Origin of the sequence: Corynebacterium sp. HMSC08A12, from assembly GCF_001807485.1 — a bacterium.
GTDB lineage: Bacteria > Actinomycetota > Actinomycetes > Mycobacteriales > Mycobacteriaceae > Corynebacterium > Corynebacterium evansiae.
The window spans coordinates 76,209-102,260 of record NZ_KV789183.1 but is presented as its reverse complement, the minus strand read 5'-3'; the positions used below and the strand labels follow the sequence as shown (position 1 = coordinate 102,260).

General features: G+C 62.7%; 24 protein-coding genes and 1 tRNA gene. 22 read left to right on the top strand and 3 right to left on the bottom strand.

Features of this window, described 5'->3' with window-relative positions; all coding sequences use genetic code 11:
• Positions 1-35 precede the first annotated feature (35 nt).
• Positions 36-108: transfer RNA gene (locus tag HMPREF3166_RS06640), tRNA-Arg, on the bottom strand.
• 127 nt (positions 109-235) lie between these two features.
• Here HMPREF3166_RS06640 and argS point away from each other — a divergent pair.
• From argS to thrB, 5 genes are all read left to right on the top strand, one after another.
• On the top strand, positions 236-1,906 hold the full coding sequence (argS, locus tag HMPREF3166_RS06635) for an arginine--tRNA ligase (RefSeq protein WP_070488310.1): 1,671 nt from the start codon (positions 236-238) through the stop codon (positions 1,904-1,906).
• A gap of 70 nt (positions 1,907-1,976) precedes the next feature.
• Entirely contained in the window at positions 1,977-3,389 is a 1,413-nt protein-coding gene (gene lysA / locus HMPREF3166_RS06630) for a diaminopimelate decarboxylase (protein WP_070488309.1), read from the top strand.
• 136 nt (positions 3,390-3,525) lie between these two features.
• Positions 3,526-4,851, top strand: coding sequence for a homoserine dehydrogenase (locus HMPREF3166_RS06625; protein WP_034985613.1), 1,326 nt, complete (start codon positions 3,526-3,528; stop codon positions 4,849-4,851).
• Positions 4,852-4,907: 56 nt separating this feature from the next.
• Positions 4,908-5,981, top strand: a complete 1,074-nt coding sequence (gene thrC / locus HMPREF3166_RS06620; protein WP_035003552.1) for a threonine synthase — start codon at positions 4,908-4,910, stop codon at positions 5,979-5,981.
• Positions 5,981-6,907: a homoserine kinase gene (thrB, locus tag HMPREF3166_RS06615; RefSeq protein ID WP_070488307.1), complete on the top strand. Its 927-nt coding sequence runs from the start codon at positions 5,981-5,983 to the stop codon at positions 6,905-6,907. The genes thrC and thrB overlap by 1 nt, the downstream gene beginning before the upstream one ends.
• 23 nt (positions 6,908-6,930) lie before the next feature.
• Here the strand turns inward: thrB and HMPREF3166_RS06610 are convergent, their stop codons facing one another.
• Entirely contained in the window at positions 6,931-7,611 is a 681-nt protein-coding gene (locus tag HMPREF3166_RS06610; RefSeq protein ID WP_034985607.1) for a DedA family protein, read from the bottom strand.
• A 151-nt stretch (positions 7,612-7,762) separates the two neighbouring features.
• A complete protein-coding gene (locus tag HMPREF3166_RS06605) occupies positions 7,763-9,460 on the bottom strand; it encodes a long-chain fatty-acid--CoA ligase (protein WP_035003550.1) in 1,698 nt (565 codons plus the stop codon).
• Positions 9,461-9,752: 292 nt separating this feature from the next.
• Here HMPREF3166_RS06605 and rho point away from each other — a divergent pair, with 292 nt between their 5' ends.
• The 17 genes from rho (at position 9,753) to HMPREF3166_RS06520 (ending at position 26,048) form a co-directional block, all read left to right on the top strand.
• The gene (gene rho / locus HMPREF3166_RS06600) at positions 9,753-11,501 is read left to right on the top strand and encodes a transcription termination factor Rho (protein ID WP_034985603.1); all 1,749 of its coding nucleotides are present in this window, start codon (positions 9,753-9,755) and stop codon (positions 11,499-11,501) included.
• 3 nt (positions 11,502-11,504) lie between these two features.
• A complete protein-coding gene (gene prfA / locus HMPREF3166_RS06595; RefSeq protein ID WP_034985602.1) occupies positions 11,505-12,581 on the top strand; it encodes a peptide chain release factor 1 in 1,077 nt (358 codons plus the stop codon).
• Between the two features lie 19 nt (positions 12,582-12,600).
• Positions 12,601-13,566, top strand: coding sequence for a N5-glutamine methyltransferase family protein (locus HMPREF3166_RS06590; protein WP_246816955.1), 966 nt, complete (start codon positions 12,601-12,603; stop codon positions 13,564-13,566).
• 55 nt (positions 13,567-13,621) lie between these two features.
• Complete coding sequence (locus HMPREF3166_RS06585) at positions 13,622-14,281, top strand: L-threonylcarbamoyladenylate synthase (RefSeq protein ID WP_034985601.1); 660 nt, start codon at positions 13,622-13,624, stop codon at positions 14,279-14,281.
• Positions 14,281-15,453, top strand: a complete 1,173-nt coding sequence (locus HMPREF3166_RS06580; RefSeq protein WP_070488305.1) for an MraY family glycosyltransferase — start codon at positions 14,281-14,283, stop codon at positions 15,451-15,453. Before HMPREF3166_RS06585 ends, HMPREF3166_RS06580 begins: the two co-directional genes overlap by 1 nt.
• Positions 15,454-15,458: 5 nt before the next feature.
• Positions 15,459-15,929 carry a Cg1360 family ATP-synthase-associated protein gene (locus tag HMPREF3166_RS06575; protein WP_049049868.1) on the top strand — a complete coding sequence of 157 codons (471 nt, stop codon included), beginning with the start codon at positions 15,459-15,461 and terminating at the stop codon, positions 15,927-15,929.
• A gap of 501 nt (positions 15,930-16,430) precedes the next feature.
• Complete coding sequence (gene atpB / locus HMPREF3166_RS06570; protein WP_070488303.1) at positions 16,431-17,231, top strand: F0F1 ATP synthase subunit A; 801 nt, start codon at positions 16,431-16,433, stop codon at positions 17,229-17,231.
• Between the two features lie 93 nt (positions 17,232-17,324).
• Positions 17,325-17,567, top strand: coding sequence for an ATP synthase F0 subunit C (locus HMPREF3166_RS06565; protein ID WP_005292984.1), 243 nt, complete (start codon positions 17,325-17,327; stop codon positions 17,565-17,567).
• A 69-nt stretch (positions 17,568-17,636) separates the two neighbouring features.
• Positions 17,637-18,197 (top strand): F0F1 ATP synthase subunit B, encoded by a 561-nt coding sequence (locus HMPREF3166_RS06560; RefSeq protein WP_034985593.1) that lies wholly within the window; start codon positions 17,637-17,639, stop codon positions 18,195-18,197.
• Positions 18,198-18,202: 5 nt separating this feature from the next.
• On the top strand, positions 18,203-19,021 hold the full coding sequence (locus HMPREF3166_RS06555) for a F0F1 ATP synthase subunit delta (RefSeq protein ID WP_034985591.1): 819 nt from the start codon (positions 18,203-18,205) through the stop codon (positions 19,019-19,021).
• A gap of 86 nt (positions 19,022-19,107) precedes the next feature.
• Positions 19,108-20,745 (top strand): F0F1 ATP synthase subunit alpha, encoded by a 1,638-nt coding sequence (atpA, locus tag HMPREF3166_RS06550; RefSeq protein WP_034985862.1) that lies wholly within the window; start codon positions 19,108-19,110, stop codon positions 20,743-20,745.
• 66 nt (positions 20,746-20,811) lie between these two features.
• The gene (locus HMPREF3166_RS06545; RefSeq protein WP_070488301.1) at positions 20,812-21,792 is read left to right on the top strand and encodes a F0F1 ATP synthase subunit gamma; all 981 of its coding nucleotides are present in this window, start codon (positions 20,812-20,814) and stop codon (positions 21,790-21,792) included.
• 2 nt (positions 21,793-21,794) lie between these two features.
• Entirely contained in the window at positions 21,795-23,240 is a 1,446-nt protein-coding gene (gene atpD / locus HMPREF3166_RS06540) for a F0F1 ATP synthase subunit beta (RefSeq protein WP_005292972.1), read from the top strand.
• A gap of 12 nt (positions 23,241-23,252) precedes the next feature.
• Entirely contained in the window at positions 23,253-23,624 is a 372-nt protein-coding gene (locus HMPREF3166_RS06535; RefSeq protein ID WP_070488300.1) for a F0F1 ATP synthase subunit epsilon, read from the top strand.
• A 103-nt stretch (positions 23,625-23,727) separates the two neighbouring features.
• Positions 23,728-24,147 (top strand): DUF2550 domain-containing protein, encoded by a 420-nt coding sequence (locus HMPREF3166_RS06530; protein ID WP_035003544.1) that lies wholly within the window; start codon positions 23,728-23,730, stop codon positions 24,145-24,147.
• A gap of 36 nt (positions 24,148-24,183) precedes the next feature.
• Positions 24,184-24,909 (top strand): endonuclease NucS, encoded by a 726-nt coding sequence (gene nucS / locus HMPREF3166_RS06525; protein ID WP_034985584.1) that lies wholly within the window; start codon positions 24,184-24,186, stop codon positions 24,907-24,909.
• A 98-nt stretch (positions 24,910-25,007) separates the two neighbouring features.
• A complete protein-coding gene (locus tag HMPREF3166_RS06520; protein ID WP_070488298.1) occupies positions 25,008-26,048 on the top strand; it encodes a tetratricopeptide repeat protein in 1,041 nt (346 codons plus the stop codon).
• Positions 26,049-26,052: the final 4 nt, after the last annotated feature.

The following is a 26,052-nucleotide window of genomic DNA, read 5'->3' as shown; positions in this document are numbered from 1 at the left end:
CTGAAGTGTCAACTATGTCGCGACTCATGACAGAGTGCCCTCGGCGAGATTCGAACTCACGACCCCTGGTACCGGAAACCAGTGCTCTATCCCCTGAGCTACGAAGGCGCGTATCGGCGGTTCACTTTGTGTTCGCGTCAATACGGGTTGAAAGTCTAGCACTGCACCGGGGCAGTAGTTCAATCACCTCCGCCACTGCGTAAGCTGTCCGGCCTCACTGCTAGTGTTTAATGCTGTGACTCCTGCTGAATTGTCTGAACTGATTACCGAAACTGCCCGCACGACCCTGGATGCCCACGGTCTGGATTCCTCCGTGGTGCCGGAGAGCGCCACCGTGGAGCGCCCGCGCAACCCGGAGCACGGCGACTACGCAACGAACATCGCCATGCAGGTGGCCAAAAAGGCCGGCACGAACCCGCGCGAGTTCGGCACCTGGCTGGCGGAATCCCTCGGCGCGCACGAGGGCATCGACGAAGCCACTGTCGCAGGCCCGGGCTTCATCAACATCCGCTTGGCCGCCGCTGCGCAGGGCAAGATCGTCGAGGACATCCTCACCGCCGGTGCAGACTTCGGCCGCGGCGACGAGCTCGCTGGCTCGGCCATCAACTTGGAGTTCGTCTCCGCCAACCCGACTGGCCCGATCCACTTGGGCGGTACCCGCTGGGCGGCCGTGGGCGACTCCCTGGGGCGTGTGCTTACCGCCCGCGGCGCGAAGGTCACCCGCGAGTACTACTTCAACGACCACGGCGCGCAGATCGACCGCTTTGCCCGCTCCCTGGTGGCCGCCGCGAAGGGCGATCCCACTCCGGACGACGGCTACGGCGGCGATTACATCCAGGACATCGCCTCCCAGATCGTGGAGGCCAACCCGGATTGGCAGCAGCTCGGCGCGGACGAGGCACAGGAACTGTTCCGATCCCAGGGTGTGGAGCTGATGTTCGCTCACATCAAGCGCACTCTTGCGGAGTTCGGCACGGAATTCGATGTGTACTTCCACGAGAACTCCCTGTTCGAGTCCGGTGCGGTGGAGGCTGCGATCCAGAAGATCAAGGACAACGGCAACCTCTACGAGGCCGATGGTGCCTGGTGGCTGCGCTCCACCAATTTCGGCGACGACAAGGACCGTGTGGTCATTAAGTCCGACGGCAACGCAGCGTATATCGCCGGCGACATCGCCTACGTGGCCGACAAGTTCGATCGCGGCCACAACCTGTGTATTTACATGCTGGGCGCCGACCACCACGGCTACATCGCTCGCCTGCGTGCGGCGGCTGCCGCCATGGGTTACGACCCGCAGCAGGTGGAGGTGCTCATCGGCCAGCTGGTGAACCTGGTCAAGGATGGCAAGGCCGTGCGTATGTCGAAGCGCGCCGGCACCGTCATCACCCTGGATGACCTGGTGGAGGCCATCGGCGTGGACGCTGCCCGTTACGCGATGATCCGCAGCTCTGTGGACTCCTCCCTGGATATCGACATGGATCTGTGGGCCTCGAAGTCCAACGACAACCCGGTGTTCTACGTCCAGTACGCGCACGCCCGCCTGTGCTCTCTGGCGCGCAAGGCTGCGGACCTGGGGGTTACTCGCGAGGGTGCCGACCTTTCCCTGCTGACCCACGACCGCGAAGGCGACCTGATCCGCACCCTCGGCGAGTTCCCAGCCGTGGTGAAGACCGCCGCCGAGCTGCGCGAACCGCACCGTGTGGCTCGCTACGCCGAGTCCCTGGCCGGCACTTTCCACCGTTTCTACGATGCCTGCCAGATCCTGCCTAAGCCGAGCGACGACGAGCAGACTGTGGCCGAGAACCAGGCCCTGTTCGCCGCCCGTCTGTCCCTGGCCGCGGCTTCCCGTCAGACCCTGGCCAATGCGCTCGAGCTGTTGGGTGTGTCCGCCCCGGAGCGCATGTAGTTGTTGTTTTTCTTTGTGACGCCACCACCTCCCGCCCCCTGCCGATAATTCACTCACCTAGGAGATTCCCTTGGATCCGGAGACTCACTTGAACTCCACGCCGTTGCGCCGCCGCACGGCCAGCACCGCGGAGTTCAACGCGATTCCCGCGCACGTCTACCCGCTGACCCTTCGCCGCGAGACGACAGGGGAGCGACAGGGGGAGGTCACCATCGGCGGCGTGCCGATCACCGAGATCGCCGAGACATTCGGTACGCCCGCGTTCGTGATGGACGAGGAAGACTTCCGCACCCGTTGCCGCCGCCTGGCGAAGGCTTTCGGCGGCGGGAACTTCGTGCACTACGCCTCCAAGGCCTTCCTTTCGAAGACGGTCGCCCGCTGGGTGATGGAAGAAGGGCTATCCCTGGACGTGGCCTCCCTCGGCGAACTGCAGGTCGCCCTGGCCGCGGGATTCCCCGCCGAGCGCATCACCGTGCATGGCAATAACAAGTCCCCGGAGTTCCTGCGCCTGGCAGTTTCCGAAGGCGCGGAGCTGATCGTCGTGGACTCGCTGCAGGAGATCGAGGCGCTGTCCGCCGTCGCCGGTGAGCTGGGGAAGTCCCAGGATGTGCTGGTGCGTGTGACCCCTGGCGTGCACGTCGATACCCACGAGTTCATCGCCACCAGCCACGAGGATCAGAAGTTTGGATTCTCCCTGGCCTCCGGAGCAGCTCATCATGCGGCCATGGCGTGCCACGCTGCTGATGGCGTGCGCCTGCGCGGCTTGCACTGCCACGTCGGCTCCCAGGTGTTCGAGGCCTCCGGATTCGCCCTGGCCGCCGAGCGCCTGCTGGGCCTGTGGAAGCAGCTGTTGGATTCCACCGCGACGCTTTCGGACGCCCCCACGTCGCTGGATACCCTCGATCTCGGTGGTGGCTACGGTATCGCCTACATGCCGGATCAGGAGGCTCTGGACGTGGAAGAGGTGGCGTCCGAACTCAAGAGCAAGGTGCGCAAGGCAGCAGAGGCGGCCGGCGTGCCCGAGCCGAAGCTCAACGTCGAGCCGGGCCGAGCGATTGCCGGACCATCGATGATCACGCTCTACCGGGTGGGCACGGTGAAGGACGTCGAGGTGGCCGAGGGCATGACCCGCCGCTACATCTCCGTCGACGGCGGCATGAGCGACAACATCCGTCCCGCCCTCTACCAGGCGGAATACGATTGCCGCGTGGCCAACCGCGAGGTCGACGGTGAGCTGCTGCCGACCCGCATTGTGGGCTCCCACTGCGAGTCGGGCGACGTGCTGGTCAATGACGCGCTGGTGCCGGAGGACGTTCGTCCCGGGGACCTGTTGATGATCGGCGCCACGGGCGCGTATTGCTACGCGATGGCCTCTCGGTACAACATGATGACCCGACCCCCGGTGGTGCGAGTGGCCGACGGCGAGGCGCGGTTGATGATTCGCCGCGAAACTATCGACGACGTGCTGGCTTTGGAGGAGTAACTTCCTGGATACAGGGCAAAACAGGGGTAATGGACAGCTTTGTCTAGTCGCACGGTAGATTGGTGCGATAACCTAAGAAAAAATTACCAACTTTCCTCTCATTTGAGACCTTACAAAGGAGCGACAAAGGAGCGACATGACCGAGCAGAAGTTTAAGCCAGGCAAGGGAATCGGCCAGACCGTAGGTGTGGCTCTGCTGGGCATGGGTACCGTTGGTGCAGAAGTGCTGCGGCTGCTGGAGGAGCGCAGTGATGAATTCGCAGCCCGCATCGGTGGCCCGCTGGAGGTCCGGGGTATTGCCGTCAGCAATTTGTCCAAGCCCCGCCCGGGTGTGGATCCGGAGAAGCTGACCGACGACGCGCTGTCTCTGGTGGCCCGCGACGACATTGACCTGGTCATCGAGGTCATCGGCGGCATCGAGTACCCGCGCGAGGTCGTGCTGGCGGCGCTGCGCGCCGGCAAGTCCGTCGTCACCGCCAACAAGGCTCTCATCGCCGCTCACGCTGACGAGCTGGCTGCCGCTGCCGACGAGTCCGGCGTGGATTTGTTCTTCGAGGCGGCCGTTGCCGCCGCCATCCCGGTTGTTGGACCGCTGCGCCGCTCCCTTGCCGGCGACAAGGTCAACCAGGTGATGGGCATTGTCAACGGCACCACTAACTTCATTCTCGACGCAATGTACACCCGGGGTGCCAGCTACGACGAGATGCTGGCAGAGGCCACCGAGTTGGGTTACGCGGAGGCCGACCCGTCCGCCGACGTTGACGGCTTTGACGCCGCCAGCAAGGCCGCCATCCTGGCCTCCCTGGCATTCCACACCCGCGTGTCCGGCGAGGACGTGCATACCGAAGGCATCCGCGACATCACCGTCGCCGACATCGAAGCGGCCAAGGCCGCAAACTCCACCATCAAGTTGCTGGCTATCTGTGAGCGTCTGGTGGATGAGGAAGGTAAGGAATCTGTGTCTGCAAGCGTGTACCCGGCGCTGATCCCCAGCAGCCACCCACTTTCCAGCGTCTCTGAGTCCTACAACGCAGTCTTCGTCGAGGCGGAGTCCGCCGGTCGCCTGATGTTCTACGGCAACGGCGCCGGTGGCGGCCCGACCGCCTCCGCCGTGCTGGGTGACGTCGTGGCCGTGGCGCGCAACATTGTGCTCGGTGGCCGCGGACCAGGGGAGTCCACCTACGCCTCCCTGCCCATCGCCAACTTTGGTGACGTGCGTACCCGCTACCACGTGGACATGCAGGTGGATGATCGCCTGGGCGTGCTGGCTGAGGTGGCCTCCGTGTTCTCTGAGCAGGGTGTGTCGCTGAAGACCGTGCGTCAAGAAGGGCTGAACGACGGTGCGCGCCTCGTCGTCATCACCCACAGCGCGAAGGAAAAGAACCTGGAAGAGACCGTGGCGAAGCTCAAGGAGCTCGACGCTGTCAAGGCGATTGACTCCGTCATCCGCATGGAAGGCTAAACTCTAAGAGCGCTTTAAGCCAAGACCGACAACTGGGAAGAAACGACAGGGAAGCTATGACGAACAAGGTTCTGAACCACTGGACCGGCCTGATCAACATGTACCGCGATCGGATGCCGTTCGCGAAGGACTGGGAGCCGGTGACCCTCAACGAGGGCGGCACCCCGCTGCTGCGCGCGAACTACCTGTCGGAGATCACAGGCTGCGAGGTCTACCTCAAGATCGAAGGTGCCAACCCCACCGGTTCCTTCAAGGACCGCGGTATGACCGTGGCCGTCACGGACGCTTACCACAAGGGCCAGAAGGTCCTGATGTGCGCCTCGACCGGCAACACTTCAGCCTCCGCGGCGGCCTACGCCGCCCGCGCCGGTCTGAAGTCCGCCGTGCTGATCCCAGAAGGCAAGATCGCCCAGGGCAAGCTCGCGCAGGCAGTAATGCACGGCGCGCAGATCATCCAGGTACGCGGCAACTTCGACGACTGCCTCGAGCTGGTCCGCAAGACCACCACCGAGTTCCCGGAGATCGCCCTGGTCAACTCCGTGAACCCGATGCGCATCGAGGGGCAGAAGACCGCCGCGTTTGAGATTGTGGATTGTCTTGGTGACGCCCCCGATGTTCACTTCCTGCCAGTCGGCAACGCGGGCAACATCACGGCGTATTGGAAGGGCTACTCCGAGTACGCGGAGGACGGCGTTTCCACCCAGCGTCCCGTGATGAAGGGCGTGCAGGCAGCCGGAGCTGCCCCGCTGGTCAAGGGCGAGCCTGTGCTGGAGCCGGAGACGATCGCTACCGCGATCCGCATTGGTAACCCGGCTTCCTGGCAGCAGGCCGTTGCAGCCAAGGAGGAGTCGGGTGGCGACTTCCGCGCCCAGACCGACGAGCAGATTCTGGAGGCCTACCGCACCATCGCTGGCCGCGAGGGCATCTTCGTCGAGCCGGCCTCTGCATCTTCCGTTGCAGGTCTGCTGGACGCTCACGCCAACGGCGAGCTGACTGCTGGACAGCGCATTGTGTGTACCGTCACCGGCCACGGCCTGAAGGATCCGACGACTGCGCTGTCTCAGATGCCGGAGCCCACCGTCACCGACGTGGACCCGCACGCCGTTGCAGACAAGCTGGGGTTGAAGTAATGGGCGTCGAGATCCCCGTTGGCCGCAAGGCCACCGTCAAGGTTCCCGCATCGACCGCGAATCTGGGGCCTGGCTTCGATACCCTCGGCCTGGCGCTGGGGCTGTATGACTATGTGACTGCCGAGGTCATCGAGTCCGGCTTGGAGGTCGAGGTCACCGGTGAAGGCGAGGGCGAGGTTCCACTGGACGAGCGCCACCTGGTGGTACGCGCCCTGCGCGCAACGCTGAAGGAAGCCGACGTGACGGTTCCGGGGTTGCGTGTGAGCTGTACGAACTCCATCCCGCAGTCCCGCGGCCTGGGGTCTTCGGCCGCCGCGGCGACGGCAGGCGTGGCCGCGGGCAACGGCCTGGCAGGGTTCACGCTGGACGACCAGGCACAGGTGCAGATCGCCTCTACCTTTGAGGGGCACCCCGATAACGCGGGCGCTTCCGTGCTGGGCGCGGGCGTGGTCTCGTGGACGAACACGCCCATCGACGGAGTATCCGCACCGGCCTACCACGCCCGTCGCATCGACGTGCACCCGGACATCAAGGCCACCGCGTTCATCCCGGACTTCCACGCATCGACGGAGGCGATCCGTCGCGTGCTGCCGTCGGACATTAGCCACGTGGATGCCCGCTTCAACGTCTCCCGCACGGCAGTCATGACCGTCGCGCTGCGCGACGATCCGGAGCTGCTGTGGGAGGGCACTCGCGACCGCATGCACCAGACCTACCGCGCCGAGGTGCTGCCGGTGACCGCCGAGTGGGTGAACCGTCTGCGCAACCTGGGCTATCCGGCGTTCCTTTCGGGCGCGGGCCCGACGATCCTGGTGCTGAGCACCGAGCCGGTGGACAACGCACTGGTGGAAGAGGCCCGCGGCCGCGGGATGAAGGTCCTGGAGCTGGATGTCGCCGGTCCGGTCGCGGTAGACGTCACCGGGTAAGGCCGGAAACCAATCCTGGGAAACTATTCTTCAATAGTGGCCGGGGCGGGAGATTGTTTCCTCTCGCTCCGGGCTTTCTGTATTAACCCGAATAGCATCGGGACAATCGAGAAGGCGACAATTCCGAGGAAGATGGCGTCGATATTGTTGCGCACGAACTCCACTCCGCCGAATAGCGACCCCAGGTAGACGATGCCGCTGGCCCACAGCACACCACCAAGCACGTTGAAAAGAATGAACGTGTGATAGCGCATGCCGGACATCCCAGCTACTAGTGGGGCATAGGTGCGCACGAAGGGTACGAAGCGGCACAGGATGATCGTGATCGCACCGTATTTCTCAAAGAACGCCTCAGAGCGGTGCAGATGCTCCTGCTTAAAGAAACGCCCGTCCTTCCGGTTGCGCAGCGCGGGGTGGAAGCGGTGGCCAATCCAGTAGCCCACCTGGTCGCCCAGGATCGCTGCGATCGGGGTGATTAGCAATACCTGCCACAGGGGTGCGAAGCCATCGGGCTGGCTGGCCAGTAGACCAGCGGTGAAGAGCAGGGAGTCGCCGGGCAGGAAAGGGAAGAACAGCCCGGATTCGATGAAGATGATCGCAAAAATGGCGGGCAGGATCGCCGCGCCGAAAGGTCCGGAGCCCGAAAGCAAATACATCGGGTCGAACCACTGCGGCCCGAGGGCCAGCACAGTTACATCGGTCATGCAGGAAAACGCTACTCTACTTTTTCCCGCAATAGTTGGAATCGTTCCTGTTAAATTCTGGTGAATTTACCCCGACGACCCAGGGGGTGTGCCCCCTTACCCGGTCCAGTTCGCCCCAGCCTACCCCTCAGCAGGCACCCGGGTGCGCCCCTTAGATCGTGATGATCTCGAACTTCCCCTCGCGGAAGTACTGGCGCAGGTCCTTCTTGTCGAACTTATCCACGCTGGTCTTATCGATGTGATCCACGAAGGTCCAGTTCTCGGGCACCATCCAGCCGGGCACGCGCTTGCGTAGATCGTCGGCCAACTCCTGCGCGGTTTCCGCAGTCCAGGGGGTGCCTTCGGCAACCACTACCACCGCGAGCGGACGCTGCCCCCACTTCTCCGATGGAATGCCGATCACCGCCGCCTCGATCACCGCTGTGGGTTCCAGCAGGTAGTTCTCCAGCGCTGCAGAATAGATCCATTCGCCGCCCGAGCGGATGATGTCGGCCTTGCGATCGTGGATTGTCAGGTAGCCGTCCTTGTTTACGGTGGCGATGTCGCCGGTGCGCAGCCAGCCATCCTCGGTAAAGCGCGGGCTGTCGTCCTTATAGTACGAGGCTGTCACCGTGTTGCCGCGTACCTGCAGCTCGCCTTCGTTGCGGTCGTTGGCTTCCAGCACATTGTCGTGGTCGTCGACGATGCGGTAGCGCATGCCCGCGTGAAAGCGCCCTTGGCTTTCGCGGTACTTAGCGCGGGCAGCGCCGGCCACGCCTGCGGGTGGGTGGGCGACGGTGCCCACCGGTCCGGTCTCCGTCATGCCCCAGGAGTGGATGATGTCCACGCCGAAGCGCTCCTCCCAGGCATCGATCATGGCGGGGGAGACCTGCGAGCCGCCGACGTAGATTTCCTGCAGGCTCATCTTCTTCGGGTGCTTCTTGGCGTAGTGCACCAGCAGACCCGTCCACACAGCTGGCGATCCGTGGGCCTGGCGCGGCATGGCGTCTGCGATCACGTGCGCCAGGTGTTCTGGGGTGGCGCTGCGGCCGGTGAACACGATCGGCGCGCCGGCCATAAACGCGGCCAGTGGCACGCCCCAGCTGAGGACGTGATAGATCGGCACGCAGCACAGGAAGCTGGTGCCGTTGCGGATGCTGAAGCTATCGGCGGCGCGCAGCTGCATGGAGTGCAGCCACAGCGCGCGGTGGGAGTAGACTACGCCCTTCGGTGGGCCTTCTGTGCCGGTGGAAAAGCAGATGGCCGCCGGGTCGGTTTCTTCCATGTCCGGCCAATCGAAGTCGGCACTGCGCCCGTCGAGTGCGGCCTCCAGGTTCAATACGCGCAGGTGGCTCAAGCCCGGTTTGCCCTGTTCGCCTTGTTCGCCCTGTTCACCCTGTGCTGTGACGAGCCGTTGCACCGCCTCGGTGTCCGCAAGGTTCGGGCCGATCACCAGCACCGCCTCCACACACGGGCAGTCGGCTAGTAGCGGGACGATCTGTTCGCTGCAGGTCGGGTCGAGTACCAGCACTTTCGGCGCCGCTTTGTTGATGATGTGTGTGATCTGGGCGTCCATGAGGTGCCGGTTGATGGGGTTAAACACCGCGCCCATCGACGCCACGGAGAGCAGTACCTCCAGGTGCTCGGTGCAGTTCGGCAGGACAGTGCCCACGCGGTCACCGCGTTCGATGCCGAATTCGTCGCGCAGCATGTTGGCCATAGCGGCTGCGCGGATGCCGATGTGCAGGAAGCTGGTTTGCTCGGCAGTCTCGTCAAAATACGTGGTCACCGTGGTGTTTCGGTGAACGCTGGCCCCGTATTCCAGGATCCTCGCTACGGATAGTGGGATCTCCTGCATCGTCGACTTCATGCATTTCAGCCTAGCCGTTAGGTACTCGCGGTGTGGGAGGTGCTATGGTTAGCTACGGAAGCCGGATGTGAGGCTCGTTTCTTTTTCTCTTTCTTTCTTTTTACGACGCCACCCCGCGCTACACCCGCCGCCAGTCGCATCGTGGGACGTTAAGGCGGCAATCTTTCTGGAAGATTCCCGCAATCTTTGGGTTAAATTAAAAACTGTTGTCGAATACGCATGTCTGGCCAACCCTGGGGCTTCGCAGGCTTTTTGAAGGGTCGATGAAGAAGCCAGACGTGAAAGGACTTTTGTGAGCCTGTCCGATATTTTGGCTCGTGGCCAAGCCAATGGCCTCGCCTCGTTGAAATTGCCGGAGCTGCGACAGATTGCAGCGGCACAGGGGCTGAAAGGCACCTCTGGTCTTCGCAAAGGCGAGCTGATCGCCGTTATCGAATCCGGTGTTGCATCGAGTGGCGGTGGAGCGCCCCGGAAGCCTCAGCCTGCCGAAGAGACTGCACCGAAGGAGCCGAAGGAGCCGACGGAAAAGTCGGTCGCGGAGGCGCGGGAGGGGCGTCACCAAGAAAAGCGCCAAGAAGAAACCGCAGATAGCTCCGAGCAGAACGGTGGCAACCGCGGTGAAGAGCGCCACGAAGATCGCGAGAAGAACCGCCACGATAACGAGCGCGGCGATAACAATCGAGACGACAATAACCGCGGCAACCGTCGCAACCGTCGCAATCGCCGCAACCGCCGTAACCGTGGCCGCGACAATAATCGTGACAGCAACCGCGATAACAACCGCAACAACGGCGGCAACAACGGTGATGGCAATAACGGCGGCGGCAACGGTGGTAACAATGGCGGTAACAACAACCGCGACCCGAAGCCGGAAGAGCTGACACCCGTCGCGGGCATTCTCGACTTCGTGGACGCGAACACCGCGTTCATCCGCACCACCGGCTACCACGCGGGCCCGACGGACGTGTACGTGCCTATCAACACGGTACGGAAGTACGGCATGCGCCACGGCGACGCGATCGTTGGCACAATCCGCCCGAAGAACAACAACAATAACGGCGGCGGACGCGGACGGAACCGCCAGAAGTACACGCCGATCTACCAGGTAGAGACCGTTAACGGCCTGACCCCGGAGCAGGCGGCAGCGCGCCCGCACTTTGCGAAGCTGACCCCGCTGTACCCGAACCAGCGCCTACGCCTGGAGACCGACCCGAAGACGCTGACCACCCGCGTGATCGACCTGATCATGCCGATCGGCAAGGGCCAGCGCGCGCTGATCGTTTCCCCGCCGAAGGCCGGTAAGACGACCATCCTGCAGGACATCGCCAACGCGATCTCCACGAACAACCCCGAGTGCTACCTCATGGTCGTGCTGGTGGACGAGCGCCCGGAGGAAGTGACGGACATGCAGCGCTCCGTCAAGGGCGAGGTCATCGCCTCCACGTTCGACCGCCCGCCGGGGGAGCACACCAACGTTGCCGAGCTGGCCGTCGAGCGCGCAAAGCGTCTGGTGGAGCAGGGCAAGGACGTTGTTCTGCTGCTGGATTCCATCACCCGCCTGGGTCGCGCGTACAACAACTCCTCGCCGGCCTCTGGTCGCATCCTGTCCGGTGGTGTGGATTCCAATGCTTTGTACCCGCCGAAGCGCTTCTTGGGCGCTGCCCGCAATATCGAAAACGGCGGCTCCCTGACGATCATCGCCACCGCGATGGTGGAGACCGGCTCGGCCGGCGACACGGTGATTTTCGAGGAATTCAAGGGCACCGGCAACGCGGAGTTGAAGCTGGACCGCAAGATCTCCGAGCGCCGCGTGTTCCCGGCCGTCGACGTGAACCCGTCGGGTACGCGCAAGGACGAGCTGCTGCTCAGCCCGGAGGAGGCGCGCATTATGCACAAGCTGCGCCGCATCCTGTCCGCCCTGGATTCGCAGGCGGCCATCGACCTGCTGATCAAGCAGCTGCGTAAGACCAAGACCAACCGGGAGTTCATGCTGCAGGTTGCCAGCTCCGCGCCCCTGGCAGGCGAGGACGAGGAGGATTAAACCATGAGCCAATCACCGTCAGTCATCGACGACATCCTGGCCGAGTACCAGGGCCTGGAAATGCAGCTGAGCGATCCCGAGCTGCACAACGACCCGGCGGCCGCCCGCAAGGTCGGCAAGCGCTTTTCCGAGCTGCAGCCGATCATCCAGACGCACCAGAAGCTCGAGCAGGCCCGCGAGGACCACGAGGCTGCGTCCGAGATGGCATCCGAGGACAAGGAATTCGCCGAGGAAGCCAAGCGCCTGGAAGAGGAGATCGGCGAGCTGGAGGAGCAGCTGACCGACCTGCTGGCTCCTCGCGACCCGCACGACGGCGACGACATCGTCATGGAGATCAAGTCCGGCGCCGGCGGCGAGGAAGCCGCGCTGTTCGCCGGCGAGCTGGCGCGCATGTACCAGCGCTACGCTGAACGCCACGGCTTTAGCACCGAGATCCTGGGGCTGAACGAGACCGACCTGGGCGGCGTGAAGGACATGACCCTGTCTATCCGTTCCAAGCAGCCCTCCCGCGACGGTGCGTGGTCGGAGTTCAAGTTCGAAGGTGGCGTGCACCGCGTGCAGCGCATCCCCGTCACCGAGTCGCAGGGCCGCATTCAGACCTCCGCGGCGGGCGTGCTGGTGTACCCGGAGCCCGACGAAGTCGAGGATGTGCACATCGACGACAAGGACATCCGTGTGGACGTCTACCGTTCCTCCGGTAAGGGCGGCCAGGGCGTGAACACCACGGACTCCGCCGTGCGTATTACCCACCTGCCGACCAACATCGTGGTGACCTGTCAGAAGGAGCGTTCCCAGATCCAGAACCGCGCCCGCGCGATGCAGGTTCTGGCTGCACGCCTGCAGCAGATGAAGGAAGAGGAAGCTGAGGCAGAGGCAGCCGAGGGTCGCGCAGCGCAGATCCGCACCATGGATCGTTCCGAGCGCATCCGCACCTACAACTTCCCCGAGTCCCGTGTCTCTGACCACCGCATCGGCTACAAGGCCAACAACCTGGATGCTGTCCTGGACGGCGACCTGGAGGCGCTGCTCGCGGCGCTAAAGGAAGCCGACCGCGCACGTCGCCTAGAGGCGGAAGACTAGTCTTTCCGTCGCCTCGGCGGTGGCAGAGCAGCAGAACGGTGGGACGTTGAACATCAACCAGGCGATCCGGGAGGCCACCGCACAGTTGAGCGCGGCGGGCATCGATTCTGCTGCAGTCGACGCGCGCCTGCTGATGCGTTACCTGCTCGCCGACCCCGGCACTGGCCCTGCTGCTCCCGGAACCGGTGCTGACACCGCCGCTCTTGCCGCGCCCCGCGCCGCCGTCGATCCCGGCACTCTCTTTATGCGCGCCGACGATCCCGCCCCCAGCGCCTATGCCGACTGGGTGGCCCGCCGCGCCGCGCGCGAACCCCTGCAGCACATCGTCGGCTCCGCTCCCTTCTGCGGCCTGGACCTCTTCGTGGAGCCCGGCTGCTTCGTCCCACGCCCCGAAACCGAGCTGCTCGCCGACTGGGCCGTGCGCTTCCTCAATGGCCGCCCCGCGCCGCACGTGGTCGATCTTTGCTGCGGACCCGGCACGTTGGGGCTCGGGGTTTCTCTTCTTTATGACGCCCCCATCTCCCTAACAGGCATCGAATTCTCTGATGCTGCGCTGCGCCTGGCCGAGAGGAATGCCCGTCTTGTTCCGCAGGCCAAAGCCACTTTCGTTCAGGCTGATCTGGCTGTCGACGATCCCGCGGAGTTACCAGCGACAGCGGGTGTTTCCCCTGAGGCTTTCGCGTCCGCGGACGTGGTGGTGTGCAACCCTCCGTACGTGCCGGAATCCGCTGAGGTTTCCCCCGAGGTGGCAGCCGATCCGCACGCAGCCGTGTTCTCCGGGGACGACGGGCTGGAGCTCATGCCACGGGTACTGCAGTGGGCTGAGGCGCTGGGGCGCGCAGGTGGTGGCGTCGGAATAGAACACGACGACTCCAACGGCGCGCAGGTAGCGGCGATGATGCAGCAATGCGGCTGGCGAGAGATCACCCAACACCACGACCTGGCTGGCCGGCCGCGCTTCGTCACCGCCCTGCTACCGCAGTAGTACCGGCGATGGGGTTAAGGTAGAGCACGTAATAAATGAGCAAGAAAGGGCCGCAATGTCGAGAACCGTAGACGCAACCGATCCGCAGAACCGCGAGGCCGCGCTAGACGCCGCGGCGAATGCGGTGAAGGGCGGACGGCTGGTTGTGCTGCCGACCGACACGGTCTACGGCATCGGCTGCGATGCCTTCGACAATGAGGCAGTGTCCGCCCTGCTGCGTGCCAAGGGGCGTGGCCCCGACATGCCCGTTCCCGTGCTGGTTCCCAGCTGGACGACCATCCAAGGGCTCGTGCGCGAGTACACCTACAACATGCGTAAGCTCGTCGAGGCATTCTGGCCGGGTGGCCTGTCGATGGTCGTCCACCAGGCGCCCAGTCTGCCGTGGAACCTGGGGGATACCCGCGGCACCGTGATGCTTCGCATGCCCAACCAGCCCATTGCGTTGGAGCTTTTGGAGCGCACCGGCCCGATGGCCGTTTCCAGCGCCAATATCTCCGGCCAGCCGCCGGCGACGAATGTGCAGATGGCCGAGGACCAGCTGGGTGCGGACGTGACGACCTACATCGACGGTGGGGAAGCGCACCACGGCGTGGCCTCCACCATCGTTGACCTTTCCTCCGGCCGCCCGCGCATCCTGCGCGAGGGCGCGGCCACCACCGAGCGCGTGGCCGAGGTTTTGGGCATGAGCAGTGCGGAGCTGCGGGGAGACGTCTAATGGCAGTCCTTGCCCAGCCGACTATCGGCGCAGGTATTCCCCTGCGCGAGTTGGTGTTGGTGCTGCTCGTCGCCTGCACGGTGACGTATCTGGTGACGGGGGTGGTGCGCTCGGTGATCTTGCGCTACGGGCGGATGGCCGCCCCGCGCGAGCGCGACGTGCACCAGGTTCCGATGCCCCGGCTGGGCGGGGTAGCGATGTTTACGGGGCTGGTCGTGGCCGTAGTGGTGGCCAACCAGCTGCCCGCGTTGACTCGCGGGTTTCCACCGGTAACGCCAGATATGACGGCGGTTCTGATGGCCGCCTTCGTGATTGTTGTCGTCGGGGTGGTGGACGACCTCTACGACATCTCCTGGGTGCTGAAGCTCGGCGGGCAGGTAGTGGGTGCCGTGGTGATGAGCCTGATGGGCTTGAGCTGGTACTTGTTCTACCTGCCTTTCGGGGACGGGACCACGCTGATCCTGGACCAGGTCCAGTCCACGATCCTGACGGCGCTGCTGACCGTCACGATCGTGAACGCCATGAACTTCGTCGACGGCTTGGATGGTCTGGCCGCGGGGTTGGGGGCGATCGCCGCCGGGACGATCCTGATCTACTCGCTGACAATCCTGCATGACCAGGGCGGCACCGTGGCGGCCTACCCGCCGGCGATCATCTCTGCGGCGCTGGTGGGAATCTGCATGGGTTTCCTGCCTCACAACTTTTCGCCCGCGCGCATCTTCATGGGGGATAGCGGCGCGATGCTGATCGGCCTGTTGCTGTCCGCGGCCTGCACGTCGGCATCCGGGCGCATCAACGCGGCGCTGTACGGGCCGGCGGATATGGTGGCTCTGCTCTCGCCGATGATCGTGGTTCTGGCGGCCCTGTCCATTCCGCTGCTGGACCTGGTGATGGCAGTTGTGCGCCGCGTGTCCCAGGGCAAGAGCCCGTTCTCGCCAGACAAGAAGCACCTGCACCACCGACTGCTGCACATTGGCCACAGTCAGAAGCGCGTGGTTCTGGTTTTGTACACCTGGGTTGGGGTAGTGGCCTTCGGTGCGGTGGGGCTGACCGTGTTGCCTCTGCACGTGATGGCAATTTCCTTTAGTTTGCTGGTGATCGTTGCCATCGTGGCGACGGTGGTGCCGCTGTGGCGGGAGAATCGGAAGTCGAACACGGCTCAGGTAAGCTAATCGCCATGACTGAGGCGACTGAGAACAACGGTGCGGCGGGCGCTAAAGAGCTGCCCGAGTTGAACGACGTATCCCAAGCCAGCGACCACGTCGGCCCGCTGAAGGCTGCCATGCGTTCCGGAGCGCTGGCGCTGGTGGTGTTGGGTGCGCTTTCCCTGTTGGTGTGGGGTCTTATCAGCGGCACCGAGGGGCTGTGGGGAGCAGGCATCGGGTGGCTGGTCGGCGGCGGATTTATGCTGCTGACGGTAGTGATCGTGCTGTTTAGTTCCAACACTTCGCCCTCGATGACGATGGGCTTGATCCTGGGCAGCTGGCTGGTTAAGGCGGCGGTGCTGCTGGGCATTCTGTTCTTCCTGAAGGACAAGACTTTCTACGACACCGCAGCGCTGGCCGTAACCGTGATCTTGAGCATGGTCGCCGTACTGGCCATCGAGACGCTGGCAGTTACTCGCACCCAGAAGCTTTACATCAGCTAGCGAGGCTAACGGCATCTAGTGCTAGTGCCCGAATCCACGCCCCGGTTTGCATAGCCAATGCAGGCCGGGGCTTTTTGTTTGTTGTGATGCTACGGGTGGCACTGCTTGCGCGCAGAAAGATAACGCCCTCACGCGGAGAGGCGACAACTGTCAGTAGCGAGCTGGGGTAAGTGCAGCGGGGAGGGAGCGGAGGTAGGCCTAAACACATACAAATGATTCTGGAACCAAAAACGTTGAAAACCACGACCAAGTGGGGGGACCCGCAACGTGTTTCACTTAGCGATTCGCGAGATAAAGCTGATATTGTTCTATCGGGCCATTTATTGGCACACGTATGTGTGAACAGTAGATACGGCACCGGCTGATTATGTAGGGACGTGCGACGGAGTCCCTCAGCGTCGGCCTAACTCTTCGAAAAGAGACCTCCATCGCACCGCAGTGATTCTGTGCAATCTTGCGGCCCAATCACGGGAGAGAACGCTGAGCGTAACAACCTTGGCCATGAAGGGCGAGTTTCACGTACCTTCATTGGAACACGAATTCTTCCCGGGGCAAGTGGATAGCAACCAGCTGTGGTTCAGTGAGTTTGCTGGTGGAGCCTTCGCGCTCGACCGCCTCATGGTCATCCGTATTGTGATGATTCTTCTGGTTACCGCATTCTTCTTCTTTGCAATGCGGAAGCCGAAGCTGATTCCGAGCGGCGTGCAGAACGTTGCTGAGTACTTCTTGGACTTCGTTCGGATTCACATCGCGGAGGATATCTTGGGCAAGAAGGAGGGGCGCCGGTTCCTGCCGATCATCGCCGCTATCTTCTTCACTGTTCTTGCCGTCAACATGTCGACGATCATTCCGTTCATGAACATTTCAGCCAGCGCTCGAGTGGGTCTGCCACTGGTGCTGGCTGTTGTCGCGTATATCGCATTCATCTACGCGGGTGTGAAGCGCTATGGCTTCGGCAAGTACATCAAGTCCTCGCTGATCATTCCTGGTTTGCCTTCTTGGCTCCACTTCATCGTGGCGCCGATTGAGGCATTCTCCACATTCGTCCTCCGTCCGGTAACGCTGACGATTCGTCTTATGGCGAATATGTTGGCTGGACACATCATCCTCGTCATGCTGTTCAGTGCCACGAACTTCTTCTTCTGGCAGATGAGCGGTTGGACTGTGGCTGCTGGCGGCACGATCCTCTTCGCGATCGCCTTCACCCTGTTCGAGCTCATGGTGATCTTCCTGCAGGCATACATCTTCTCCCTGCTGACCGCCGTGTACATCGAGCTGTCCCTCCACGCAGACGAGCACTAATTCGCCCCTTTTTAAGTACTCAAATGACCAAGCCGGACAACGACAAAAGAAAAGCTGCAACCGGCTGGTTCTCAGAAAGGTAATGGAAACCAAATGAACGACATCTTCCTCATCGCGCAGGACACCACCACCAAGTTCCAGGGCTTCGGCACCATCGGCTACGGCCTGGCTGCTATCGGCTCCGCTATCGGTGTGGGTAACGTTGCAGGTAAGACCGCTGAGGCAATGGCTCGCCAGCCCGAGATGGCCGGCCAGCTGCGCACCACCATGTTCCTGGGTATCGCTTTCGCCGAGGCACTGGCTCTGATCGGCTTCGTCGCCGGCTTCCTGTTCTAATTTCAGTGCGATTGGCCGCTCGTTAAGAGCACTTTCTAACCACCGCACCAGAATCGAAAGCTGGAGACTATGACGAACACCTTTTTGTTAGCAGCTGAGAAGCTGCCGATGGAGGAGTCGGTAAACCCGCTGCTTCCTCCGCTGTACGACATCGTCTGGTCCATCATTCCTTTTGCAGTCATCCTGTTTGTCTTCTGGAAGTTCGTGCTTCCGAAGTTCCAGGAAGTGCTGAATCAGCGCGAGGACCAGATCGAGGGCGGCATTCGGCGCGCCGAGTCCGCTCAGGCAGAGGCTAAGGCTGCCTTGGAGAAGTACAACGCTCAGCTTGCTGAGGCACGCACTGAGGCTGCGCAGATTCGTGATGACGCCCGTTCTCAGGGTCAGAAGATCATCGCGGACATGAAGGCTCAGGCAACCGAAGAGTCCAACCGTATCGTCGAGTCGGGCCACAAGCAGCTCGAGGCACAGCGTTCCGCCGTTGTCACCGACCTGCGCAAGGAGATGGGTGAAAACTCCATCAACTTGGCTGAGCGCCTGTTGGGCGAGCAGCTGTCGGACGACGTGAAGCGCTCGGGCACCATCGATAACTTCCTCGCCGGACTGGACAACGTCGGCGCATCCGGGAAGTGATCGGTATGCACGCAGCGAGCCGAGAGGCAATTGAGCGCCTCGAGCAGACCCTGGATCAGGGTCTTAACGAGACCTCCGACAAAGTGGGCACCGGTGTAACCACCGGCACCGAGCTGTTCGACGTTGTCGAGCTGCTCGACAGTGACCGCGGCCTGCGTGTCGCGCTGATCGACCCGGCGAGGGATGCCAACACCCGCGTGGAACTGGCCAAGAGCCTGTTCGGCGGCAAGGTATCTGCCTCGACGGAAGAAATCGTGTCTGCTGCTGTATCCCAGTCGTGGTCCAACACTCGCGACCTGCGCGACGGACTGGTGAAGCTGGGCCGCCTGGCCCTGCTGCGCGCCGCCGACGCTCAAGGTCAGCAGGACCGCGTTGAAGACGAACTGTTCCAGCTGGCCCGCATCATCGAACGTGAGCCGGAGCTGGAGCTGAAGCTGGCCGACCGCGCCGCATCCCCGGATGCTCGCCGCGACCTGCTGGCAAAGGTTCTGTATGGAAAGGTCACTTCTACGACCGAGGCACTGGCGTTGCAGGCAATTGGCCGTCTGCGTCAGCGTCCAGTCGAGGAACTTGACTCGTTGGTTGACGAGGTAGCTGCACTGGAGGGACGCACCGTAGCGCGCGTTCGTGCAGCAGCTGCCCTGGGTGAACAGCAGAAGTCGACTCTGTCGGACAAGCTGGAAAAGATTTACGGTCGCAAGATTGCGGTCCACTCCGAGGTTGATACCAGCCTCCTCGGCGGTGCCGTGATCCGCGTCGGACACGAGATTATCGACGGCAGCACTGCAGGTAACCTGCGGCGCCTCCGCGCGTCGATCGCTTAGGGCGTCATATAAAGGCGCCCCAAGGAACCGACAAAGACCAAGCAAGAAAATAGATGCTGGAAGACGAAACCGAGAGCAGGAAGAACATGGCGGAGCTGACGATCTCCTCCGATGAGATCCGTAGCGCGATTGCGAACTACACCTCGAGCTACTCCCCGGAGGCCTCCCGTGAGGAGGTCGGCGTGGTCACGGCGGCTGCAGACGGTATTGCCCAGGTAAGCGGCATGCCCTCTGTGATGGCTAACGAGCTACTCGAGTTCCCAGGCGGCGTGATTGGCGTCGCACAGAACCTCGACACCGACAGCGTCGGCGTCGTGATCCTGGGTAACTTCGAGACCCTCAAGGAGGGCGACGAGGTCAAGAGGACCGGCGAGGTCCTGTCCATTCCGGTTGGGGAGAAGTTCCTCGGCCGCGTTATCAACCCACTGGGTCAGGCCATCGACGGCCTGGGCGACATCGAGTCCGAGGAAGAACGTGCCCTCGAGCTCCAGGCGCCCTCCGTTCTGATGCGTCAGCCCGTCGAGGAGCCGATGCAGACCGGCATCAAGGCTATCGACGCAATGACCCCGATTGGCCGTGGTCAGCGTCAGCTGATCATTGGCGACCGCAAGACCGGTAAGACCTCGGTCTGCATCGATACCATCCTGAACCAGCGCGACAACTGGGCAACCGGCGACCCGAAGCAGCAGGTTCGCTGCATCTACGTTGCTGTTGGCCAGAAGGGTTCCACGATCGCTTCGATTCGTAAGACCCTGGAAGACCACGGCGCGCTGGAGTACACCACCATCGTGGCAGCACCGGCATCCGACTCCGCCGGCTTCAAGTGGCTGGCACCGTTCACCGGCGCCGCACTGGGCCAGCACTGGATGTACCAGGGCAAGCACGTCCTGGTTATCTACGATGATCTGACCAAGCAGGCTGAGGCCTACCGTGCGATCTCCCTGCTGCTGCGTCGCCCGCCGGGCCGCGAGGCTTACCCCGGTGACGTCTTCTACCTGCACTCCCGTCTGCTGGAGCGCGCAGCGAAGCTGAACGACGAGCTGGGCGGTGGTTCCCTGACGGCACTGCCGATCATTGAGACGAAGGCGAACGACGTGTCTGCCTTCATTCCGACCAACGTTATTTCCATTACCGACGGTCAGGTATTCCTGGAGTCCGACCTGTTCAACCAGGGTGTCCGACCGGCTATCAACGTTGGTGTGTCCGTCTCCCGTGTTGGTGGTGCCGCACAGACCAAGGGCATGAAGAAGGTGTCCGGCTCCCTGCGTCTGGACCTGGCCGCATACCGCGACCTGGAGGCATTCGCTGCCTTCGCATCCGACCTGGACCCGGCTTCCAAGGCACAGCTGGAGCGCGGTAAGCGCCTGGTCGAGCTGCTGAAGCAGAAGGAGACCGAGCCACAGTCCGTCGAGGACCAGATGGTTTCCATCTACCTGGCCGGCGAGGGCGAGTTCGACGACGTTCCGGTTGAGGACGTTCGCCGCTTCGAGTCCGAGCTGCTGGAGAACCTGCACGCTTCCCACGGTGGCGTGTTCGAGCAGATCAAGGGTGGCACCCCGTTCAGCGACGAGTCCAAGGCCGAGCTGGCTGGCGCAGTCCAGGACTTCAAGCAGGGCTTCCAGACCACCGACGGCACCCCCGTCATCAACGAGCCGGAAGCTCGCCCGCTTGGCGACGACGAGGTCACCAAGTCTCAGATCACTGTCTCCCGCAAAACCCAGTAGGCGCGGAAGGTAAGTGAGCACAGTGACCACCAAGACCATTAATGAAACAGAAGGGAGGCGATAGTTATGGCTAGTCTTCGCGAACTGAGGACACGCATCAAGTCCGTGAACTCGACTAAGAAGATCACGAAGGCCCAGGAGCTCATCGCCACCTCGAGGATCACGAAGGCTCAGGCACGTGTTGACGATGCGGAGCCTTACGCGGATGAAATCACCCGCGTGGTTCAGCGCCTGGCCTCCGCCAGCACCCTGGATCACAAGATCCTGCAGGAGCCGACGGATGCTTCCCGCGCCGCAATCCTCGTGGTTTCAAGTGACCGTGGCATGTGCGGTGGCTACAACAACAACGTCTTCAAGAAGACTGCAGAGCTGCGTAAGCGCCTGGAGAACGAAGGCAAGGACGTTGTTCTGTACGTCTCTGGTAACAAGGGCATCTCCTACTACAACTTCCGTGGCGAGGACATCGCAGGTGCTTGGTCGGGCTACTCTCAGGACCCCGACTACGCGGCTACCCACGATGTGCGCCGCCACCTGATTGACGGCTTTGTCGCCGGTTCCGAAGGAACCGCTAAGTGGCGCGAGGGCCTCAACGCGGAAGAGGGGCAGGCTGTACAGGGATTCGACGAGGTGCACATCGTGTACACCCGCTTCGAGTCCATGCTAAGCCAGAAGCCAGAGGCACACCGACTGTTGCCGATCGAGACTGTGGTTGAGGAAGAGAAGTTCGAGCTCGGCGAGGATCTGGTCTCCGACAAGGTAGACCACGTTTCTGCTGACTATGACTTCGAGCCCGACCCAGACACCCTGTTGAAGGCCTTGCTGCCGCAGTATGTCTCCCGAGGCATCTTCGCAGCAATGCTGGAGTCTGCGGCGTCGGAATCCGCAGCGCGTCGTACCGCGATGAGCGCCGCAACCGACAATGCGACCGACCTGGTCAAGCAGCTTTCCCGAGTTGCCAACCAGGCTCGTCAGGCCCAGATTACCCAGGAAATTACAGAGATCGTCGGTGGCGCATCCGCGCTCGCCGATAGCGGAGAAAGTGATTAAGTATGACTACAGCAAACCAGGTTCAGCCTTCTGCTGAATCGGCTGTTGCGGGCCGCGTCGTGCGAGTTATCGGCCCGGTCGTCGACGTGGAGTTTCCGCGCGGCCAGCAGCCAGCACTGTTCAACGCACTGACCGTCGAGGTTGACCTCGAGGCAGTGGCAAAGACCATCACCCTGGAGGTTGCACAGCACCTCGGGGACAACCTCGTGCGCGCCGTGTCCATGGCGCCGACCGACGGCCTGATCCGTGGCGCTGAGGTTACCGACACCGGCAAGCCGATTTCCGTACCGGTCGGCGACGTTGTCAAGGGCCACGTCTTCAACGCTCTGGGCGACTGCCTGGACGAGCCGGGCCTGGGCCGCGACGGCGAGCAGTGGGGTATCCACCGCGAGCCGCCGGCATTCGACCAGCTCGAGGGTAAGACCGAGATCCTGGAGACCGGTATTAAGGTCATCGACCTGCTGACCCCGTACGTGAAGGGCGGCAAGATCGGCCTGTTCGGCGGTGCAGGTGTGGGTAAGACGGTGCTCATCCAGGAGATGATTACCCGTATTGCCCGCGAGTTCTCCGGTACCTCCGTGTTCGCCGGTGTTGGTGAGCGTACCCGTGAGGGCACCGACCTCTTCCTGGAAATGGAAGAGATGGGCGTGCTGCAGGATACCGCGCTTGTGTTCGGCCAGATGGACGAGCCGCCGGGAGTCCGTATGCGTGTGGCTCTGTCCGGTCTGACCATGGCGGAGTACTTCCGCGATGTTCAGAACCAGGACGTGCTGCTGTTCATCGACAACATCTTCCGTTTCACCCAGGCAGGTTCTGAGGTTTCGACCCTGCTGGGTCGTATGCCTTCTGCCGTGGGCTACCAGCCCACCCTGGCTGACGAGATGGGTGTTCTGCAGGAGCGTATTACCTCGACCAAGGGTCGTTCCATTACCTCCCTGCAGGCCGTTTACGTGCCGGCCGATGACTACACCGACCCGGCACCGGCTACGACCTTCGCCCACCTGGATGCAACGACCGAGCTGGATCGTTCCATCGCCTCGAAGGGTATTTACCCCGCAGTGAACCCGCTGACCTCTACCTCTCGTATTCTCGAGCCGGGTATCGTCGGCGAGCGTCACTACGAGGTTGCCCAGCGCGTGATCCACATCCTGCAGAAGAACAAGGAGCTGCAGGACATCATCGCCATCCTGGGTATGGACGAGCTCTCGGAAGAGGACAAGATCACCGTTCAGCGCGCACGTCGCCTGGAGCGCTTCCTGGGCCAGAACTTCTTCGTTGCGGAGAAGTTCACCGGCATCCCGGGCTCCTACGTGCCGCTGGCCGACACGATCGACGCCTTCGAGCGCATCTGCGACGGCGAGTTCGACGCTTACCCGGAGCAGGCCTTCAACGGTCTGGGTGGCCTGGACGATGTCGAGGCTGCTTACAAGAAGATGACCGAAAAGTAAGGGGTTAAGCACATGGCTGAGATTGCCGCACAACTGGTCTCCGTGGAACGTCCGCTGTGGGTTGGTACCGCAACGTCCGTTACCGCGCAGACCACTGAGGGCGAGATCGGCGTGCTCCCTGGTCACGAGCCTCTGCTCGGCCAGCTGGTCGAGAACGGCGTCGTTACCATTCGGACGAACACCGGTGAGAAGCTGGTGGCCGCGGTGCAGGGCGGGTTCCTGTCCGTGTCCTCCAAGAAGATCACCATTCTGGCGGATTCTGCAACGTGGGCCAGCGAGGTCAACGTTGCGGATGCCGAGTCCCGCAAGCAGTTTGCAGAGACTGAGCACGACAAGGCCGTCGCAGAGTCCGAGTTGCGCGCTGTGAAGCGTATGGAAGCTTAAGAGCTATCTAGCTTTAAACTTCCCGACAAACGGGTTCCACTGTTTTCACGGTGGGGCCCGTTTTGCTTTTTCGAAACCTACTTCATGCCTGTAAGTTAGGTATATGGCGTGGTTGTTGTATTTTCTTGCGGCGGTGGCGCTGTTCGTCGTCATCGCCGTTGTGTGGCGCTTTTTTGCGCTGCGTTCCCAGGGGTATCCCGTGGTCGTCCGGCGCCTGCCAAATTCTGATGGCAGGCACTGGCGCCACGGGATTTTGAAGTATTCGGGCCAATCCGCCAAGTTCTACAAGCTTCGCAGCCTGCGCCCTGCTTCGGATGTGGTGCTTACGCGCCTGGGCACCGCAATCGTTTCTCGCCGCGAGATCACCCCGCGGGAGTCCGCCTTCTTGGAGGACGACGTGCACGTCGTCGAGGTGGTTCACCGCAAGACGCATTGGGAGATCGCCCTGGATAGTGCAGGGGATACCGCGTTGGTGTCCTGGCTGGAGTCCGCCCCTTCGGAGCGCCGCATACCCCGTCATTGAGTCGTCGCCGGCTTGCGTAGCGTAGGCTGAACAACCATGCGCTTAGTCATTGCCCGCTGCTGTGTCGATTACGTCGGACGCCTAGAGGCCCACCTGCCGCCCGCCGACCGTCTGATCTTGGTGAAGGCCGATGGTTCGGTCTCTATCCACGCCGACGATCGTGCGTATAAGCCGCTCAATTGGATGATGCCGCCGTGTTCCCTCGAGGTCGTCGAGGCTAGCTCTTTTGATGCTGATGACGCCCCTACGGAGTATTCGGAGCTTGGAAATGAGGGGGTCGAGCAGTTGTGGATCGTCACGAATCCAAAGGGGGAGCAGCTGCGGATCCAGATTTTCGAGATCTACTCCGATACGGAGCACGACCTCGGGGAGGACCCAGGCCTGGTAAAGGATGGCGTGGAGGCACACCTGCAGGAGCTGCTGGCTGAGCAGATTGAGATTTTGGGTGAGGGGTACTCCTTGATCCGCCGGGAGTACCCGACGGCTATCGGGCCGGTGGACATTCTGTCTAAGGACTCGACTGGCGCGACGGTGGCCGTGGAGATCAAGCGCCGTGGTGGTATCGACGGTGTGGAGCAGCTTACCCGCTATGTGGAACTGCTGAATCGGGACGAGCTGCTGGCTCCGGTAACGGGCGTGTTTGCCGCCCAGGAGATCAAGCCACAGGCTCGCACACTGGCGGAGGACCGCGGTTTCCGTTGCGTTACCCTGGACTATGAAGCAATGCGAGGAACCGACTCCTCGGAGCTGCGGCTTTTCTAGAAGACTCAGCTCTCTTAGTCGGTTTTAGCCCTCAAGGCGATTATTTTCTCCCGCGCGGCCAGCGCGTGGGAGGGCAAGTGAGAAAGGACACTTTCAAGGTGACGAATCCTTCTAATACTCCTCCGTCCCGTTTCGTGGCCGGGGCGGTGGACCTGGGCGCGGTGAAGCAGCAGGCGGAGCAGCGGGCACAGGCGCAGGCTCGCGCTGCCCAGGCTGGCGCAGCCGCTGGAGTCGCAGGAGGTGCTGGCGAGGCAGGTCAGCCGGGTGCGGCCGGTGGAACCGGCGCAGGAGGCACCGGAGCTTCCGTAGCTTTCGTAAGTACCATTACCCCGGAGAACTTCGAGCTGGACCTCGTCGTTCGTTCCACTCAGGTGCCGGTGGTTACGCTGTTGGGTTCCGCCCGCTCGGAAGCCTCGGAGCAGATGCGCCAGGACTTCACCAAGCTGGCTGAGTCCCAGCAGGCGCCGACCAAGTGGCTCTTCCGTTACGTGGATGTGGATGCCACCCCGGAGGTCGCCCAGGCCTTCGGCGTACAGGCAATCCCCACCGTCATCGCGCTGGCAGCCGGGCGCCCGCTAACCAACTTCGAAGGCGGCCAGCCCGCCGCACAGCTGCACGGCTGGGTAGATGCTGTCGTGCAGGCGGTAGACGGCAAACTGCGAGGCCTGGCCCCGGAGGAGGATCCGGCTAATGCGGCTGGCGGTGGCGCGGGTGCCGACTCGGATAGTGCTGATGCGAACCAGGATGCGGGCGACCCACGCCTGGCTGCCGCTGCCGAGAAGCTCGAGGCGGAGGATTACGCGGGCGCAATTGCGGAGTATGACGCCATCCTTGCCAACCCCGCGCAGGCCGATGAAGAGCTCGTAGGGGAGGCCCGCGCGGCGCGTGCTAACGCGCTGCTGGTGCAGCGCCTGTCCACGGGTGGGGACGAGTTCGCGGAATCCGACCGCCTGCTGCTGGCGGACGACAAGCCTAAGGCCTTCGACCTGCTGATCGAGGAGCTGCGTCCGTCCGCCGAGGGCAACGCGGATCACAAGAAGCAGGCGAAGGCTCGCCTGCTGGAGCTGTTCAGCCTGTTCGACCCGGCGGACCCGGAGGTCATCGCGGGCCGCACCCGCATGACCTCGGCGCTGTTCTAGCCGG

Excerpts from the sequence above, each read along its gene's own strand:
- HMPREF3166_RS06565 (WP_005292984.1), top strand. The coding sequence starts at position 17,325 with ATGAACGACATCTTCCTCATCGCGCAGGACACCACCACCAAGTTCCAG.
- HMPREF3166_RS06625 (WP_034985613.1), top strand. The coding sequence starts at position 3,526 with ATGACCGAGCAGAAGTTTAAGCCAGGCAAGGGAATCGGCCAGACCGTA.
- HMPREF3166_RS06535 (WP_070488300.1), top strand. The coding sequence starts at position 23,253 with ATGGCTGAGATTGCCGCACAACTGGTCTCCGTGGAACGTCCGCTGTGG.
- atpB (WP_070488303.1), top strand. The coding sequence starts at position 16,431 with ATGAAGGGCGAGTTTCACGTACCTTCATTGGAACACGAATTCTTCCCG.
- thrB (WP_070488307.1), top strand. The coding sequence starts at position 5,981 with ATGGGCGTCGAGATCCCCGTTGGCCGCAAGGCCACCGTCAAGGTTCCC.
- HMPREF3166_RS06545 (WP_070488301.1), top strand. The coding sequence starts at position 20,812 with ATGGCTAGTCTTCGCGAACTGAGGACACGCATCAAGTCCGTGAACTCG.
- HMPREF3166_RS06610 (WP_034985607.1), bottom strand. The coding sequence starts at position 7,611 with ATGACCGATGTAACTGTGCTGGCCCTCGGGCCGCAGTGGTTCGACCCG.
- atpA (WP_034985862.1), top strand. The coding sequence starts at position 19,108 with ATGGCGGAGCTGACGATCTCCTCCGATGAGATCCGTAGCGCGATTGCG.
- prfA (WP_034985602.1), top strand. The coding sequence starts at position 11,505 with ATGAGCCAATCACCGTCAGTCATCGACGACATCCTGGCCGAGTACCAG.
- HMPREF3166_RS06560 (WP_034985593.1), top strand. The coding sequence starts at position 17,637 with ATGACGAACACCTTTTTGTTAGCAGCTGAGAAGCTGCCGATGGAGGAG.
- HMPREF3166_RS06580 (WP_070488305.1), top strand. The coding sequence starts at position 14,281 with ATGGCAGTCCTTGCCCAGCCGACTATCGGCGCAGGTATTCCCCTGCGC.
- HMPREF3166_RS06605 (WP_035003550.1), bottom strand. The coding sequence starts at position 9,460 with ATGAAGTCGACGATGCAGGAGATCCCACTATCCGTAGCGAGGATCCTG.
- HMPREF3166_RS06575 (WP_049049868.1), top strand. The coding sequence starts at position 15,459 with ATGACTGAGGCGACTGAGAACAACGGTGCGGCGGGCGCTAAAGAGCTG.
- HMPREF3166_RS06585 (WP_034985601.1), top strand. The coding sequence starts at position 13,622 with ATGTCGAGAACCGTAGACGCAACCGATCCGCAGAACCGCGAGGCCGCG.
- thrC (WP_035003552.1), top strand. The coding sequence starts at position 4,908 with ATGACGAACAAGGTTCTGAACCACTGGACCGGCCTGATCAACATGTAC.
- HMPREF3166_RS06530 (WP_035003544.1), top strand. The coding sequence starts at position 23,728 with ATGGCGTGGTTGTTGTATTTTCTTGCGGCGGTGGCGCTGTTCGTCGTC.
- HMPREF3166_RS06555 (WP_034985591.1), top strand. The coding sequence starts at position 18,203 with ATGCACGCAGCGAGCCGAGAGGCAATTGAGCGCCTCGAGCAGACCCTG.
- atpD (WP_005292972.1), top strand. The coding sequence starts at position 21,795 with ATGACTACAGCAAACCAGGTTCAGCCTTCTGCTGAATCGGCTGTTGCG.
- nucS (WP_034985584.1), top strand. The coding sequence starts at position 24,184 with ATGCGCTTAGTCATTGCCCGCTGCTGTGTCGATTACGTCGGACGCCTA.